This window comes from Solirubrobacter pauli (assembly GCF_003633755.1).
GTDB lineage: Bacteria > Actinomycetota > Thermoleophilia > Solirubrobacterales > Solirubrobacteraceae > Solirubrobacter > Solirubrobacter pauli.
In genome coordinates this window covers 3,238,927-3,255,804 of sequence record NZ_RBIL01000001.1, presented here as the reverse complement: position 1 = coordinate 3,255,804, position 16,878 = coordinate 3,238,927, and the positions used below count along the sequence as shown (strand labels likewise).

Annotated in this window: 8 protein-coding genes and 2 pseudogenes; 7 read left to right on the top strand and 3 right to left on the bottom strand. The window is 73.2% G+C overall.

What is annotated here, in order from left to right:
- Window positions 1-188: 188 nt before the first annotated feature.
- From C8N24_RS35720 to C8N24_RS15250, 6 genes and pseudogenes are all read left to right on the top strand, one after another.
- Window positions 189-1,175 (top strand): annotated as a pseudogene (locus C8N24_RS35720) (endo-1,4-beta-xylanase); the annotation flags it as partial.
- A 736-nt stretch (window positions 1,176-1,911) separates the two neighbouring features.
- Window positions 1,912-5,799 carry an immunoglobulin-like domain-containing protein gene (locus C8N24_RS15270; RefSeq protein WP_121251133.1) on the top strand — a complete coding sequence of 1,296 codons (3,888 nt, stop codon included), beginning with the start codon at window positions 1,912-1,914 and terminating at the stop codon, window positions 5,797-5,799.
- Window positions 5,800-5,884: 85 nt separating this feature from the next.
- Complete coding sequence (locus C8N24_RS15265) at window positions 5,885-6,793, top strand: ROK family protein (RefSeq protein WP_170179120.1); 909 nt, start codon at window positions 5,885-5,887, stop codon at window positions 6,791-6,793.
- Between the two features lie 52 nt (window positions 6,794-6,845).
- Window positions 6,846-7,301: pseudogene (locus C8N24_RS33970) on the top strand (B3/B4 domain-containing protein); the annotation flags it as partial.
- Between the two features lie 35 nt (window positions 7,302-7,336).
- A complete protein-coding gene (locus C8N24_RS15255; protein WP_121251127.1) occupies window positions 7,337-7,954 on the top strand; it encodes a chemotaxis protein CheB in 618 nt (205 codons plus the stop codon).
- A 140-nt stretch (window positions 7,955-8,094) separates the two neighbouring features.
- Window positions 8,095-12,834, top strand: coding sequence for an alkaline phosphatase (locus C8N24_RS15250; RefSeq protein WP_121251125.1), 4,740 nt, complete (start codon window positions 8,095-8,097; stop codon window positions 12,832-12,834).
- Here the strand turns inward: C8N24_RS15250 and C8N24_RS15245 are convergent.
- Both C8N24_RS15245 and C8N24_RS15240 read right to left on the bottom strand, forming a co-directional pair.
- On the bottom strand, window positions 12,809-14,053 hold the full coding sequence (locus C8N24_RS15245) for a cation:proton antiporter (protein ID WP_121251123.1): 1,245 nt from the start codon (window positions 14,051-14,053) through the stop codon (window positions 12,809-12,811). The genes C8N24_RS15250 and C8N24_RS15245 overlap by 26 nt on opposite strands.
- Before the next feature lie 127 nt (window positions 14,054-14,180).
- Complete coding sequence (locus C8N24_RS15240) at window positions 14,181-15,044, bottom strand: MerR family transcriptional regulator (RefSeq protein WP_170179119.1); 864 nt, start codon at window positions 15,042-15,044, stop codon at window positions 14,181-14,183.
- 150 nt (window positions 15,045-15,194) lie between these two features.
- On the opposite strand from C8N24_RS15240, the gene C8N24_RS15235 reads away from it, so the two are divergent.
- On the top strand, window positions 15,195-15,707 hold the full coding sequence (locus C8N24_RS15235; protein ID WP_121251119.1) for a fasciclin domain-containing protein: 513 nt from the start codon (window positions 15,195-15,197) through the stop codon (window positions 15,705-15,707).
- 14 nt (window positions 15,708-15,721) lie between these two features.
- Here the strand turns inward: C8N24_RS15235 and C8N24_RS15230 are convergent, their stop codons facing one another.
- Window positions 15,722-16,852 carry an ROK family transcriptional regulator gene (locus tag C8N24_RS15230; protein WP_121251117.1) on the bottom strand — a complete coding sequence of 377 codons (1,131 nt, stop codon included), beginning with the start codon at window positions 16,850-16,852 and terminating at the stop codon, window positions 15,722-15,724.
- Window positions 16,853-16,878: the final 26 nt, after the last annotated feature.

The window sequence follows — 16,878 nt, the reverse complement described above, 5'->3', positions numbered from 1 at the left end:
AGGCCCCCTGGGAGGGTCTCAATGCCGCGCGTTAGAGCGGTTACACGTGTCTTGACAGACTGTCTGACACCCTCAATAGTTGCTCGACACGCCGAACTGGCACGAGAGGGGAGAGCTCGATGACGGGTACGGGACGCACGGTGCGGAGACGCGCCGGCATAGCTGCGCTTACGGCGGCGGTGGCCACGATGGTCGCACCCGCCGGTGCACGCGCGCAGTCCGGGGCCGGGTTCCCGGTGTACGGGAAGGACAAGTGGCTCGGCAACGTCAACGAGCTCACGCGCCCGCTGTTCACGCAGTACTTCAACCAGGTGACGCCCGAGAACGCGGGCAAGTGGGGCAGCGCCGCCGGCGCGACGCAGACCGCGGCGATGCGCTGGACCAACCTCGACGCCGCGTACACCTTCGCGCAGACCAACGGCATGAAGTTCAACTTCCACGTGCTCGTCTGGGGCAACCAGCAGCCGACGTGGATGGCCGCGCTGCCGCCTGAGGAGCAGCTGGCCGAGATCAAGAAGTGGTTCGCGGCGGTCGCCGCGCGCTACCCGAAGATCGACTGGCTGCAGGTGGTCAACGAGCCGCTGCACGACCCACCCGACTGCACGCACTCCGCGAACCAGGGCAACAACTGCAACGCCAGCGGCAACTACGCGCGAGCGCTGGGCGGCGCGAACGGCACGGACGGCACCGGCTGGGACTGGATCCTCAACGCCTTCCGGCTGGCGAAGCAGTACTTCCCCAACACCAAGCTGATGCTCAACGACTACAGCATCACGAACTCCGACAGCGCGACCACGCAGTACCTGCAGATCATCAACATCCTCAAGCGCGAGAACCTGATCGACGTCGTCGGCGAGCAGGGCCACGCGTTCTCCACGACGGGGAACATGGCCGTGCACAAGGCGAACCTCGACCGCCTCGCCGCGACCGGCGTGCCGATCCAGATCACCGAGCTCGACATCGACGGCGTCGCCGCCGGCGGCGTCCCGGGTGATGAGGTCCAGCTGCGCAACTTCCGTCGCATCGTCCCCGTGTTCTGGGAGCACCCGGGCGTCGAGGGCATCACGGTCTGGGGTTGGCGCCAGCCCAACCACTGGCGCAACGCCCAGAACGCGCCGATCGTCCTCTCCGACGACACACCCAAGCCCGCCGCGCTGTGGCTCTACAACTACGTGCGCAAGGTCGCGCCGGTGATCCGCCCCGACCAGCGCTTCACGGTCGGCGACGCGCACGCGCCGTCCGTCGGCACCGTCGTCGCCGACGACTGGGCGTCGGCCATCGCACGCCCGAACCTGCGCACATTCACGTGGCAGATCAGCGGCGGGAACCCCGACGGGATCTTCACCGTCGAGCCCAGCACCGGCGTCCTGCGCGTCGCCAAGCCGCAGCTCCTGGACGAGCTGACCACCTACTCGCTGCAGCTGCGGGTCAGCGACGGCTTCCACACGAGCGCGCCGGTCGACGTCGCCGTCGCCACCGAGGACCTCGCGAACGTCGTCGACCAGCAGGCCGGCGGGACGGTCGCCGCCACCCTCTCGCTCGGGCTGGGGTCGGCGTCGCTCGGGACGTTCGTGCCCGGCGTCGCCCAGGACTACGACACGACCACCACCGCCACCGTGACGAGCACCGCCGGCGACGCCGCCCTCAGCGTCACCGACCCGGCGTCCGCCACCGCCGGCCGGCTGGTCAACGGGGCGTTCGCGCTCACCCAGCCGCTGCAGGTCGCGGGCACGGGCGAGCTGGGCCCGGTCGGGTCGGCGCCGCGCGTGCTCCACACCTACGACGGGCCGGTCAGCAACCACGCGCTGACGCTGCGCCTGCGGCAGTCGATCGGCGCGACGGAGCCGCTGCGCACGGGCGCCTACGCCAAGACGCTGACGTTCACCCTGTCGACGACGGCGCCATAGGCGGATGCGCCACCTGCTGTCCACGCGTGCGCCGCGAGCCCTCGGGCTCGCGGTCGCCGCGGCGCTGCTCACCGCCGCGCCCGCCACCGCCCAGGACCTCGTCGCCCACTACCCGTTCGACGAGACCGCCGGCACGACGGTGAACGACCGCTCCGGCAACGGGCGCGACGCGGCCATCGTCAACGGGACCACCGCCACCGTCTGGAACGGTGGACGCGGGCTGACGCTGCCCGGCGGCAACGGCGGCACCGCACCCGCCGTCCAGCTGCCGAACGGCCTGCTCGCCGGCCTCGACGACGTCACCGTCGCGTACGACATCCGCCTCTCCAGCACCACCCAGGGTCCGGTGTTCGCCTTCGGGCGGACGGCGGACAACGGCGGCACGCTGACCGCGACGCCGGGCTCGGGCACCACGCCGCACCAGGCGACGGTCACGGGTCCGGGCGTCGCGCCGCTGCCCCAGACGGCCGCGGCGCCGGTGTCGCTGACGCCGAACACGTGGATCCACGTCGCCGTGACGCTCAAGGGCGGCGACGCCGCCACCCCCGGCGAGCTGCGCGTCTACGAGGACGGCGCGCTGATGACCACGAACGCGGCGGTGACGGTGCGGCCGCGTGACCTGACGTCGGCGGCCGGCTTCATCGGCCGCTCGAGCACCGCCGCCGGCCAGCAGTTCCGGGGCCGGATCAAGGACTTCCGCGTGTACTCGAAGGCGCTGGCGGCGAACGAGGTGCGCGCGCTCTCCGACGCGTCCGCTCCGGGCAACCTCGCCGAGCTCGCGGCGTCGGTCGACCTCGGCGACACGAGCGCGCTCACGCGCAACCTGTCGCTGCCGTCCGCGCCGGGCGTCGCCTGGAGCACCAGCGACGCCGCGGTGGTGACCGCGCAGGGTGAGGTCACGCGCCCGGCCGCCGGCGACGGCGACGCGCACGCGACGCTGACGGCGACCTTCACCCACCGCGGGTTGACGGACGCCCGGACCTTCCCCGTGACCGTCAAGCAGCGGGTGGCGGTCGCGCCCGGCCAGCTCGAAACGGGGCTCGTGCACTTCTACAAGCTCGACGAGACCGACGGCACCAAGCTCGCCGACTCGGGCTCGGCCGGCGCGGCCGGTGACGCGACCCTCGTCAACCCCGACAGCGCACGGCGCACGGGCGCGGGCCTCGTGCTCAACCCGGACCGCTACGCCGATTCGCTGACCGGCGCCCACGTCAAGCTGCCCGACGACATCACGGCCGGGATGACCGAGGTGAGCGTCGACTACGACATCCGGGTCGACCCCGCCAACGTCGGCGACCACCACCTGTGGAGCTTCGGCCGCAAGACCGGCTGCGAGGCGACGGCCAACAGCGCCTACGCGGGCTCGATCTTCGGCTCGGCGACCGGGCGGCTGCGCACCGGCCTGAGCGCGACCACGCCGACCACCGGCGCGAGCGTCCAGCGCTCGGCCACCTACGGCCTGCGCGAGGGCGTCTGGAAGCACCTCACCTACACGCAGCAGCGCAACGCCGGCGGCACGAGCTGGACCGGGATCCTCTACGAGGACGGAGTCGAGATCGGCCGCACGACGAACCTCACGGTCGCGCCGAGCGTGAACGCCGCGGGCACCAACTGCAACTTCCTCGGCCGCTCGCAGGTGCCGACGCACTACGCGCTGCGCGGGACGCTGCGCAACTTCCGCGTGTATGACCGGGCGCTCACGCCCGACGAGACGATCGCGCTGTCGGGGCTCGCGGGTGCCGACGGCGCCCGGGCGGACGCCGCCGCGCTCGACCTGGGCCTGACGAGCGCGGTCGTCGAGAACCTCGCGTTGCCGGCGTTCGGCTCGGAGGCCGGCTCGCGGATCAGCTGGAGCACGTCCGATCCCGCGGTCGTTACCGCCAAGGGTGTCATCACGCGTCCCGCCCGCGGGCGGAGCGCGGCTCGGGCGACGCTCACCGCGCGCCTCACCAAGGGCCACGACGTCGCGACGCGGACGATCGAGATCACGGTCCCGGCCGAGTTCGACGACCCGCAGGCGGTGGCCCGCGACCACGCCGACCTCGCGCTCGCGGGGCTCGACGACGTCCGCGGCCACCTCACGCTGCCGGCCACGGGCCGCTTCGGGTCGACGATCACCTGGGCGGCGACGCCGTGGGTGATCACGCCGACGGGCGAGGTCACCCGACCCGCGTACGGGCGCCCCGACGTGCCGGTCACCCTGACCGCGACCGTCACCAAGGGCTCGGCGACCCAGGCCAAGACGTTCACGGCCACGGTCAAGGCCAAGCCGCGCGCGGAGGACCCCGAGCGCTACTTCCTCGGCCACTTCACCGGCGAGGGCACGGCCGACGGCGAGCAGCTGCGCTTCTCGATCTCGACCGGCAACAGCGCGCTCGACTGGGTCGGCCTGGCGGGCGGTCGGCCGTCGCTGGTCTCGCAGCTCGGTGACCAGGGACTGCGTGACCCGTTCATCATCCGCTCGCCCGAAGGCGACACGTTCTACATGATCGCCACGGACCTGAACTGGTTCAACCGCAACCGCGACTACCAGATCAACGACACCCAGCACATCGAGGTCTTCGAGTCCCACGACCTCGTCAACTGGTCGCCGCAGCGGCACGTGAAGGTCGCGCCCGACAACGCCGGCAACGCCTTCGCGCCCGAGGCCTACTGGGACGACTCGATCCAGGCCTACGTCGTCTTCTGGGCGCAGGCCATGTGGCGCGATCCGGTCAACCGGACGAACCCGGGCAACCAGCAGATGTGGTACACGACGACGCGCGACTTCCGCACCTTCGCCCCGGCCAAGGTGTGGCAGGACCCGTACCCGCTGTCGCGGATCGACACGACCGTGATCAAGGTCGGAGCGCAGTACTACCGCTTCACCAAGAACGAGGCGGGGAACGCCGGCTCGGACATCTTCTCGGAGAAGCACACGGACCTGCGGGACGCGGACCTGTCGCACTGGACGCCCGTCGCGCCGGGCATCGGCCGGCCGACGTGGGTCGCCAACCAGGGGTACGAGGGGCCGGTGGTGTTCAAGGCCAACCCGGGCGACACGGCGTGCCCGTCGCAGTTCTACTTCTGGGCGGACCGCTACACGAACGGCGGCGGCTACCAGCTGTCGTGCAGCGCCGACATCGAGGCGCCCGTGTGGACGCCGAAGACGCCGCGCTTCACCAACACCGGCACCGTCCGCCACGGGACGGTGACGCCGCTGACCCTGCGCGAGTGGAACCGCGTGCTCGGCAGCCCGAGCCCCGCCGTCGCGACGACGACGGAGCTCGCGCTGTCCGCGCCGACCGTCCCGCAGGGCGATGCCGTCACGGCCACCGTGACGGTGCGCGCGGCGGACGGCTACGAGGTCGGCGGGCGCGTCCGTCTCTCCGCGCCGGGGTGGGAGGAGACGGTGTACGTGGAGGACGGCGTGGCCTCCGCTTCCGTCCCGGCCGGCTCCGCGACGGGCACACGGGCGGTCAAGGCCGAGTTCCTCGGCCACGACGTCCTCACGGCGTCGGAGGACATCGGGTCGACGTTCGTGACCCCGAAGGTCACGGCGCCGGTCGGCGGCACGGTCCCGGCCACGCTGTCGCTGACGCTCGAGGGGTCCGCCGACTTCGGGGCCTTCACGCCCGGCGTGGCGGACGAGTACACCGCCTCGACCCGCGCCACCGTGACCTCGAGCGCGGGTGACGCGGCGCTCGCCGTGTCGTCGGCCACGCTGGCCAACGGCCCGTTCCGGCTGGCGCATCCGGTCGAGGTGGCGCCGGAGCGGACCGCGTGGGCCGGCCCGGTGAGCAACGACACGTTCGCGGTCGCGTTCAAGCAGCGGATCGACGCCGCCGAGGCGCTCCGCACCGGCCGCTACCGCGCCGACGTGACGTTCACGCTGTCGACGACGACGCCGTGATCTGGGCGGGGGACACCGGGCGCGCACCGGTGTCCCCCGCACAAGCGGGGTGATTGTCAGACAATCCGTGCTAATACGTTGTCCGGTGCAACGAACCGTCGAGCCGGCGCCGGACTCCCCGATCGGGTTGGGCCTGGAGGTTCGCGGCGACGGCCTGACGGTCGTGGTCGCCGACGCGGCCGGCCGGATCTACGCGCGGTCCGCCGTCGCGACGCTCAGCCACGTACGCCGCCCCGAGCTCGTGCTGGACGAGCTGGCCGACATGGCGCAGGCCGTGATCCGTGAGATCCGCCGGCTCGGGTTGCCGCTCCTGGGCGCGACCGTCGCCGTCGCCGACGAGCTGGGCTGGATCGAGCGCGAGGTCCGCGCCACGCTCCAGGCGCGGCTGCCGCTGCCGATCGCCGTCGACAGCTCCGGCGCGCTCGGCGCCCTGGGTGAGCTGTCGAGCGCACTCGGCGCCCGCGTGCCCGACTGCGCGTACATCTCCGGCGGCCGCGAGGTCACCGCGCACGTGATCGCGGACGGCCAGGTGCAGGCGGACCACGTGCACGGGGTCACGCTCGCCGCGCTCGGCCACGTCTGCGTCGACCACCGGGGGCGGTGGTGCGTCTGCGGGCGCCGCGGCTGCCTGCAGGAGTACGTGCAGCGCGCCTCCCTGCTGCGCGACGCGGGGCTGGCCGGCGGCGACGTCCTCGACCTCCTCGAATACGCACGGGCGGGCGAGCCGCGGGCGCTCGCCGCGCTCGCCGACTGCGGGCGCTGGCTCGGCATCGCCCTCGCCGGCGTCGTCAACCTGATCGCGCCCCCGGCGCTGGTGCTCGGCGGTGACTTCGCGACCTTCGCCCCGTGGATCGTCCCGGCGATCGGCGACGAGCTGGAAGGCCGCGTGCTGGGCAGCGACCAGCGCTGGCCCACGGTCGTGGTCTCCCGCCTGGGCGAGGACGCGGCGGTGGTCGGGGCCGCGCTCGCCTCGGTGGCGGGCGCCACCCGCTGACGCGTCGTCCACGCGCGGCACCCCGACTACGTCGCGCTCCAAGCCCAGCAAGTACCCCAGCTCGGCCGAGGCCCTGATCACGCGGGTCCTGAAGGGCCAGGAGCTGCCGCGCGTGAACGTGCTCGTCGACCTCTACAACGCCGTCAGCGTCCGCCACGTCGTCCCGCTCGGCGGCGAGGACGCCGACCGCCTGCAGGGCGCGCTCCAGCTCACGATCACCGAAGGTGGCGAGCCGTTCGACCCGCGCGGCGACGGCAGCGACGTGGAGGCGCTCGCCGCCGGCGAGATCGTCTGGCGTGACGACGCCGGCGTCACGTGCCGGCGCTGGAACTGGCGCCAGGGTCGCCGCACGCAGCTCACCGAGGAGAGCACGAACGCGTTCTTCGTGTTCGACCGGCTCGACGGGCTCGGCGTCGACGCGCTCCACGCCGCCGCCGACGAGCTGTCCACCCTGCTGCGTGAGCGCTGGCCGGACTGCACGCTCGAGCGCGTGGAGCGCACCACCTGAGCGTCCCGCTCGCGCGTTCGTGACAGAGTGGCGGCATGCCCAGCGACGAGCGCACGGACGGCGACTGGCCGATCATCGCGCTGGTGGCCTCCGCCGGAGGCATCGACGCGCTCACGCGTGCCCTCGCCCCGCTGCCGCCGACGATCTCCGCGAGCTTCATCGTCCTCCTGCACATGGCGCCCGATCAAGGGAGCTCGCTGCCGGCGATCCTCGGCCGCGCGTGCGCACTCGACGTCCGCGCGGCCGCCGAAGGCGACACGCCGGCGCCCGGGCGCGTGCTCGTCGCCCCTCCCGGCTGCCACATCCTCGTCGGCCGCGATCTGCGCATCGCCCTCATCCCGTCGGGCGCCTTCCCGCCGAGCCGCCCCTCCGCGGACCTGCTGCTGACGACCCTCGCCGTCGCCGCCGGCCCGCGAGCGGTCGCCGTGGTGCTCTCCGGCCAGGGGCACGACGGCGCCACCGGCGCCACCGCGGTCCACCACTTCGGCGGTGCGGTGCTGGCCACCGACGAGGCCTCCTCGCGCGCGTTTTCGATGCCGTCGGCCACGATCCACCGCGACAGCGCCGTCGACCACATCGTGCACCTCGACCAGCTGGGCGAGCTGCTCGCCCAGCTGACGACGATCCCCGCGCGGCAGCCGCGCGAGCCGTAGCCGCGCACGCTCAGACCGTCCCCTTCCTCCGCCGTTGGACCGAAGTTGTGAACGATTTGTGAAACGTTCCGGTAGGTTCCGCCTCGAGGAGCACAGAACGCGTCGGTTCCGCTGACGCACTTAGTGTCGAGGAGAGAGCAATGCGTGCGAAGCGAGCCGCGGCGCTGGTCGCTGCCCTGGCGTCGGTGCTGGCTGTCGGTGTCGTACCACTGTCCGCGGCGACGAAGGTCGACCGCACGCCTGACGTCGCGGCGCAGCTCGACGACGCCAAGCCGCGCAACGTCGCGGTCCTCCTGCTCGACGGGTTCGACCATCAGCTGCTGACCGCCGCGCGCGACTATGAGCTCGGCGCGGACGGGCGCTTCGTGATGGACGACCTCCCGTTCTGGGGCAACGTGACCACCCACGGCCTGCTGCCCGGCAGCGGCCCGACGTACGGGATCAACTACGTCAACGACTCGGCGGCGACCGCCTCGGCCTGGGCCACGGGCAGCAAGACGATCGAAGGCCGGATCAGCCAGGGCCCGAGCAGCGGGCTGGGTGTGCCCGGCACCGACCTGCGCTCGGTGATGATGGACGCCAAGGCGGCCGGCAAGCGCGTCGCGAACATCACGGACGTGGACGTGACCGACGCGACCCCGGCCGCGATGGGCGCCTCGATCAACAACCGCTCCTGCCAGGGCCCGACCGACATGGGCTCCTGCCCGGCCGCCCGCAAGGCCAACGGCGGCAAGGGCTCGATCGCCGAGCAGATGGTCGACAACGGCTTCGACGTCGTCCTCGGCGGCGGCCGGGCCCGGTACACGCAGAACGTCGACGCCGGCGGCACGCTGCTCGCGCACGCGACGAGCACGCTCGGCTACCGCGAGGTGACGACCAAGCAGGGCCTCGCGGGGATCGACTCGCTCGCCGGCGGCCCCGTCCTCGGCCTGTTCGCCAGCGGCTACATGACCACCAGGTACGCGCCGCTGATGGCGACCGCGAGCGGGAGCGGCTCGTCCTCCTACCGCTGCCAGGCCAACAGCCGCGGCGATCAGCCGACGCTCGCCGAGATGACCGCCAAGGCCCTGCAGCTGGTGGACAACCCCAACGGCTTCTTCATGCAGGTCGAGAGCGCGCAGACCGACAAGGGCGCGCACGACGGCAACATCTGCGGGTCGCTCGGCCAGGTCGCCGAGGCCGACAAGGCGCTCGAGATCCTGCTCGAGTACCAGCGCGCGCACCCGGACACGCTGATCGTCGTCACCTCCGACCACGGCCACGCGACCCAGATCGTCCGCCCCGGCGAGGCCAAGGCGTGGGGCACGCTGCAGACCGCCGACGGCGACCCGCTGACCGTCGGCTACAACACCTCGAGCACCAGCCAGTGGCACACCGGCACGTCGGTGCCGATCGCCGCCAAGGGCCCGCAGGCCGCCAACGTCACCGGCACGCTCGACCAGACGGATCTGCACACGCTGCTGAAGGGCTTCGCGCCCGCCGCGCCCGCGGAGCGCACCGACGAGATCCGCGAGTCGCTGAGCGCGGCCAAGCCCAAGAACACGGTCGTGCTGCTGCTCGACGGGTTCGACCACCAGCTGATGACCGCGGCGCGCAACTACGAGGTCGGCGCCGACGGGCGCTTCCTGTTCGACCGGCTCCCGTTCTGGGGGCAGATGACCACGCACGGCCTGCTGCCCGGCGCCGGGCCCGACCACGGCATCAACTACGTCAACGACTCGGCGGCCACGGCGTCCGCGTGGGCGACCGGCCGCAAGACGATCGAGGGCCGGATCGGCCAGGGCCCGAGCACGGCCTTGAGCGTGCCGGGCGAGGACCTGCGCTCGGTGATGCTCGACGCCAAGGCCGCGGGCAAGCGCACCGCCAACATCAGCGACGTCGACCTGACCGACGCGACCCCCGCGGCGATGGGCGCCTCGATCAACAACCGCTCCTGCCAGGGGCCGACCGACATGGGCTCGTGCCCGGCGGCCCGCAAGGCGAACGGCGGCAAGGGCTCGATCGCCGAGCAGCTCGTCGACAACGGCATCGACGTGCTGCTGGGCGGCGGCCGCGCGCGCTTCACGCAGAACGTCGACGCCGGCGGGACGCTGCTGACGCGCGCCACGGGCACGCTGGGCTACCGGGACGTCGCGACCAAGCAGGCGCTCGCCGGGATCGACTCGCTCACGGGCGGCCCGGTGCTCGGCTTGTTCGCGAGCGGCTACATGACCACCCGGTACGCGCCGCTGGTGGCCACGGCCGCGGGCAGCGGCTCGACCACCTACCGCTGCCAGGCCAACAGCCGCGGCGATCAGCCGACGCTGGCCGAGATGACCGCCAAGGCGCTCGAGCTCGTCGACAACCCGAACGGCTTCTTCATGCAGGTCGAGAGCGCCCAGACCGACAAGGCCGCCCACGACGCGAACCTGTGCGGGTCGCTCGGCCAGGTCGCCGAGGCCGACAAGGCGCTCGAGGTCCTGCTCGAGTACCAGCGCACCCACCCGGACACGTTGATCGTCGTCACCTCCGACCACGGGCACGCGACCCAGATCGTCCGCCCGGGCGAGTCGAAGGTCTACGGCACCGTGCAGACCGCGGACGGCGTGCCGATGCGCGTCGGCTACGGCACGTCGACCGCCGGCCAGTGGCACACCGGCACGGAGGTCCCGATCGCCGCCAAGGGCCCGCAGGCCGCGAACGTCCTCGGCACGCTCGACCAGACCGAGCTCTACCAGGTGCTCAAGGGCCTCGCGCCCGCCGGGACCGACGTCGAGGCGCCCACCACGACGATCGCGGTCGCTCCGGAGGCCGCCCCGAGCGGCTGGCACACGGCCGGCCCGGTCACGGTGACGCTCACGGCGACCGACGCCGGTGGCGTCGCGAAGACCGAGTACCGCCTGGACGGCGGCGCGTGGATCACGTACACGGCGCCGTTCACCGTCTCCGCGAGCCGCCTCGTCGAGTTCCGCTCGACCGACGCCGCCGGCAACGTCGAGTCGACCCGGTCGCGCGCGATCCGGTTCGACGCGGTCGCGCCGACCGCGACGGCGGCGCTCAACCCGGCCGCGCCGGGCCCCGGCGGCACCTACGGCCAACCGGTCCGCGTGACGCTGACGGGCGCCGACGCCGGCGGCTCTGACGTCGACCGAGTCGAGTACCGCTTCGGCGCGGGCCCGTGGAGCGTCTACGCCGGCCCGTTCACGGTCTACACGAACGGCGAGCACGCGATCGAGTACCGCGCGGTCGACGGCGCCGGCAACGCCTCGGCCGCCGGCACGGTGCGCTTCACGACGGCCGGCCTGCCGGGCACGCCCGCCTCCTGCGCGGCCTCCAGCAGCGACGAGTTCGACGGCGGCGCGGTCGACCCGAAGTGGACGGTCCGCCGTCCCACGGCGGCGCGCTACTCCGTGGCGGGCGGCAAGCTCAACCTCCGCTTCGACGGCACCAACAGCGACCTCTCCGGCTCGACCGCGTCGGCGACGAACCTGTTCCTGCAGCCCGCCCCGACCGGCGGCCCGTGGACGGCGACGACCAAGCTGGACATGACCGACGCCAAGATGCAGAGCAACCAGGTCGGGTTCGTGCTCTGGCAGGCCGAAGGCAGCGGGGCCAACCGCTTCGCCAAGATCGCCGTCAACGCGCGCACGACCGACGCCAGCGCGCCCTCCCGCCCGTCCTGGTGGCTGGAGCGCCAGCTCACCGTGGCCAGCTCCACCAGCGGGCTCGGCAACGGCAACGCCGGCTACATCACCGGCGCCGTGCCGGACACCGTGTTCCTGCGCCTCACCTCGAGCGGCGGGCCGGTGCAGACGCTGCGCACGCACTACTCGCTCGACGGCGTGGCGTGGACGGAGTTCCTGAGCGCCTTCACGGTCGACACGTCCACGCTCCCGCTGCAGGTCGGCCTCGGCACGTTCCGCGGCGAGAACAACCCCAACGGCTTCGCCCGCTTCGACTGGTTCCGCGTGTGCGACTTCTCGCTCGACGACACGGCCCCGCAGTCGACCGCGTCCGTGTCCCCCGCGGCCGGTCCCTCCGGCTGGCACACGAGCGCGCCGGTCACCGTCACGCTGAGCGCCGACGACGGCGCCGGCACGGGCGTCGCCGCGCTCGAGCACCGCGTGGGCGACGGGCCGTGGACGACCTACACCGGGCCGTTCACCGTCGCCACGACCGCGTCCGTCGCGTACCGCTCGACCGACGTCCGCGGCAACGTCGAGCCGATCAAGGCGATCGACGTCCGGATCGACACGACGGCGCCGGTCACGACCGCGACCCGCGAGGGCACCGGCCCGGTGACGGTGCGCCTGGCGGCCACCGACGCGGGCAGCGGTGTGAGCCGCATCGAGTACGACGCGACGGGCACCTGGACCACGTACGCGGCGGGCAGCCCGCCGGTGTTCTCCGCGCCCGGCGCCCACACCGTCCGCTACCGCGCGCTGGACGTCGCCGGCAACGTCGAGGCGGAGCGCAGCCTCGAGTTCACCATCGGCACCGCGACGCCGACCCCCACCCCGGGTGACGCCGTCGAGGAGGAGCTCGACGTCCTCGCGGTCGTGGTGCCCAAGTCCCTGTCGCTGACGCTCGGCGGCCCGGCGACCTTCGGCGCCTTCATCCCGGGTGTCGAGCGCGACTACACGGCGAGCACGTACCTGACCGCGACCTCCACCATCCGTGGCACGCGTCTCATCGTCAGCGACCTGGGGCACATGGCCAACGGCGCGGCCGTCCTGCCCGAGCCGCTGCGCGTGCAGCTCTCGCAGTCGGCCTGGAGCGACCCGATCGCCAACGAGCGCGTGGACGTGACGTTCAAGCAGCTCGTCAAGGAGACCGACCGGCTGCTCGAGGGCAGCTACAGCACGCGCGTGCGCTTCACGCTGACCACGACGACCCCGTAGCGGGCGGATCGGAGCCCCGGGCCGGTGCCGGCCCGGGGCGCGCGTACCGGTCGGCGAGGGGTGCGGCGGTGAGCCCGTGGACGAGCACGGACAGCCCGACGGTGCAGTAGACCGTGGTCACGATGACGTCCTCGTGCGGAAGTGCTGACTCCTCCACGACGATCACCGCGAACACGATCGAGGCGAGCCCGCGCGGGCCGAACCAGCCGACGAAGCCCACGGTCGCCCGGCGAGCGCCCGTGCCGAGCAGCGCGATCGCCACCGGAAGCATCCGCACGAGCGTGAGGCTCAGGACGGCGTAGAGCGCGATGCTCCCGTCCAACTCCGGCAGCGCCGGGCCGAGCAGGACGGCGCCGAAGAGCGCGAACGTGACGCCGTTGAGGACGTCGCCCACCTCCTCCGCGAGGCGGTTGAGCGGTTCCGGGTCCCGGCCCAGGGCGAGCCGGAAGGTGGCTCCGGCGACGAACGCGGCGATGAAGCCGGACCCGCCCAGCGCGACGGCGGTCCCGTAGGCGAGCGCGGCGCCGGCGGCCGGGACGACCTGGCGCCACGGCTCCGTGATCAACCCCCGCCCGCCGGCGTAGCGGAGGACGGCGGCGATCAGCAGCCCGGCGGCCACGCCGCCCACCGCTCCCCAGCCGATCTCCTCGATCAGGAGGACGAACGCGCTGTGGCCGCCGGACAGGTCGGACTCGACGTCGGCGAAGGCCACCGCGGCGAACAGCAGCGGGACGCAGATCCCGTCGTTGAGCCCGCTCTCGACGTTCAGCCCCTGGCGTACGTCCTGCGGCACGCGCGGATGGCCGATCACGGCCTGCCCGAGCGCGGCGTCGGTCGGCGCCAGCACGACCGCCAGGATCAACGCCTCGCCGACCGTCAGCTGGTCGAAGACGAGGCCGGCGACGAGCGCGCCGAGCGCGATCGTGAGCGGGAGCCCGATGCCCAGCAGCCGCTCGGGCAAGCGCGCGCCGCGCTCGAGCTGACGCAGGCGGATCCGCGACGCGTCGGTGAACAGGACCAGCGCGAGCGTGGCCTCCGCGAGCGTGCGCACGGCCGATTCCGTGTCGGCGACGTCGATCGCGTCGACGACCAGGGAGCCGGCCAGCAGCCCGAGCGCGACGAACACCATCGCCGGCGTCACCGGCGTGCCCGACAGCCGTCGTGACACCGCCGCGACCGCGATCAGGGCCAGCGCGGTGAACGCGAGCGACCATCCCACGGCCCGAAGCTAGATGCCGCTCGCGCCTCCGTCACGAGTGCACGCCGGTGTACGCACCGGATGCGCTCACGATTGCCAGCCCCGCGCGCCCCCGCGGCGGTCGCTGACGACGAGTTGAGCGTCTTGCCTACGAGGCAATCAGCTCGGTGAGCGTCGCCGCCTCGGCGATCGGGTCGCCCGCGAGGACGAGCGCTCCGGCCACCTCCGGCGCAGCGGGCCCGGCGAGCGCCAGCCGGTGCCGGCGGGCGAGCGCGCGCAGCGCCGGCGACACCGCTTCCGGCAGCGTGATGCTCACCACGGCCAGGACGATCAGGTGCGGTTGCAGCTCGTCACCGGCGGCGGCGGTGGTCTCGACCGGCGTGTCCGCGCCGAGGAAGACGATGCGCCAGCCGCGGGCGCGCAGCGCGAGTCCGAAGGCGATCAGCCCGAGGTCGTGGCGCTCCCCGGGCGCGCAGGCGAGGAGGGCGACGGGACCGCCACCCAGACCCCAGCCGCGGGCGAGCCCGAGCAGCCGGCCGCGCAGGACGGTGGAGGCGAAGTGCTCCTGCGCGACCGTCGCGTCGCCGCGCTCCCACCGGCTGCCCAGCTCGTGCAGGTACGGCAGGACGACCTCCCCGAGCGCCGCGTCGAGGGTCATCGCCGCCAGCACGCGATCGAGCACCGCCTGCGCGCGCGGCTCGTCGTAGCCGTCCAACGCGTCCGCGAGCTCGTGGCGGAGCGCTTCGGGCGACAGCGCAGCCGGGGGCGTCGGCGCCGCGACCTCGTCCTGCTTGGCCAGCGCGGCCGCCTCCGCCGCCGCCAGCCCGGTGTCGAGGTGCCGGCGCATCAGGCGGACACGAGCCAGGTCGGCCTGCGAGTACAGCCGCAGACCGCCCGGCGAGCGCGTCGGCCGCAGCAGCTCGTAGCGCCGCTCCCACGCCCGCAGCCGCTCGGGACTCACGCCGGAGCGCCGGCTCAGCTCGCCGATTCGCAGGAGGCCGTCGCCGGGCACGAGCGATTTATACAGAACCAGAACAGGAGGTGGACACGACTTGCTCATCCGATCGTGCGGCAACGCTCGTATAGGAGCTGTACAGATCTTGTCCAAGCCCGTGACTGGCAAACCTCCCCGCCGGACGGGCCCTCGCTTCAAGGAGTCCACATGCGTTCGTTCCGCAGCATCCTCGCCCTCGCCGCTTCCACCACCGTCGTGCTGACCGCCGCCGGCTCCGCGTCCGCCGCGGTCAAGGTCGACCGGGGCGCGGCGGCCGACAAGAACATCGTCGAGACCGCGGTCGCGGCCGGCCAGTTCAAGACACTCGCGTCACTGCTGCAGCAGGCCGACCTCGTCGACACGCTCTCCGGCAAGGGCAAGTTCACCGTCTTCGCCCCCACCGACGCCGCCTTTGCCAAGGTCCCGAAGAAGACCCTCGACGCCCTCGCCAAGGACAAGGCCAAGCTGCGCGCCGTCCTCCTCTACCACGTCGCCAAGGGCAACCTGACGGCGTCCAAGGTCGTCAAGCGCAAGTCGATCAAGACGCTCAACGGCGACCGCGTCAACGTCCGCGTCCGCGCGGACAAGGTCTACGTCGGCGGCGCGCGCGTCACGACGCCCGACGTGAAGGCCTCCAACGGCGTCATCCACGTCATCAACAAGGTGCTCATCCCCCGCTGATCCGACGATCGCCGCTAGGGCAGGCGCGCCAGCAGGCGCTGCCAGGCGCGTTCGGCGGCGCCGACGACCGGGCCCTCCTCGCCGAGCGCGGCCGGCACCACCGGTGTCGGCGTCTCCCGGCGAACCCGCATGAGCCCGTCGCGGTAGGTCGCGTCGACGTCCTCGCCGGCGATCGCCAGGAGGTCCGTTCCGAGGCCGCCGACCGTGACGACGTCGGGATCGAGGGCGTTGACCAGCCCGGCGATGCCCTTGCCCAGCGCTTGCGAGGCCGCGCCGACCGCCGCTCGCGCGTCGGCCTCGCCCGCTTGGGCGCGGGCGGTCACCCGGTGGGCGAACGTGACGGGGTCGTGCGGTGAGGGGTCGCCCAGCGCGCGGGCGAGGGCGCTGCCGTCGACGGCGGTGCCCCAGCAGCCGTGGGCGCCGCACGGGCACCGCACGGCCGGGTCGCCGAGCGGCATGTGGCCGAACTCGCCGCCGACCCCGCGGGCGCCCCCGATCAGCCGACCGCCCTCGACCAGCGCGCCGCCGAGGCCGGCGTCGATCCGCAGGTGCAGCGCGAGCCGTGCGCCGGTCGCCGCGCCGCGCCACGCCTCCGCGAGCGCGCTCAACGTGGCGTCGTTGTCGGCGACGACGAGGTCGCCGTCCGGCCACAGGGCCCAGAGGTCGACGCCCTCCCAGCCGAGCGCGGGCGCGTCCACGAAGCGCTCGTCCGTCACGAGGCCGGGAGCAGAGATCCCGAGCGCGCGGACTCGGCCGGGGAGGCGCGCTCGGAGCTGCGCGACCGCGTCGGCGACCGTGCCGAGGACCGCCTGCGCCGGTCCGGTGGGGTGGCGTCCGGCCAGGTGCGCGACCGTCACGCCACCGAGCTCGACGGCGTCCACGCGCCACTCCTCGTGGCTGAGGACGGCCGCCAGCACGATCGGGCCCTCCGGGTGGGCGCTCAGGCGGCGGGTCGGGCGGCCGCGGCCACCGGTCGCGAGCGGCGGTCCCTCGGTCAAGAGCCGTGCGTCGACCAGCCCGGCGACGACCTCCGCGACCCGCCCGCTGCTGATCCGCAACCGGCGGCCGGCCTCGGCGCGCGTCAGGCCCGGGTGCGTGTGCACCGCGGAGAGGAGCGTCTGCGTGTGGTCGGACACCGCCGCCATCTCACCATGAGAATATCCTCCGTTGC

Excerpts from the sequence above, each read along its gene's own strand:
- C8N24_RS15270 (WP_121251133.1), top strand. The coding sequence starts at position 1,912 with ATGCGCCACCTGCTGTCCACGCGTGCGCCGCGAGCCCTCGGGCTCGCG.
- C8N24_RS15255 (WP_121251127.1), top strand. The coding sequence starts at position 7,337 with ATGCCCAGCGACGAGCGCACGGACGGCGACTGGCCGATCATCGCGCTG.
- C8N24_RS15250 (WP_121251125.1), top strand. The coding sequence starts at position 8,095 with ATGCGTGCGAAGCGAGCCGCGGCGCTGGTCGCTGCCCTGGCGTCGGTG.
- C8N24_RS15235 (WP_121251119.1), top strand. The coding sequence starts at position 15,195 with ATGCGTTCGTTCCGCAGCATCCTCGCCCTCGCCGCTTCCACCACCGTC.
- C8N24_RS15230 (WP_121251117.1), bottom strand. The coding sequence starts at position 16,852 with ATGGCGGCGGTGTCCGACCACACGCAGACGCTCCTCTCCGCGGTGCAC.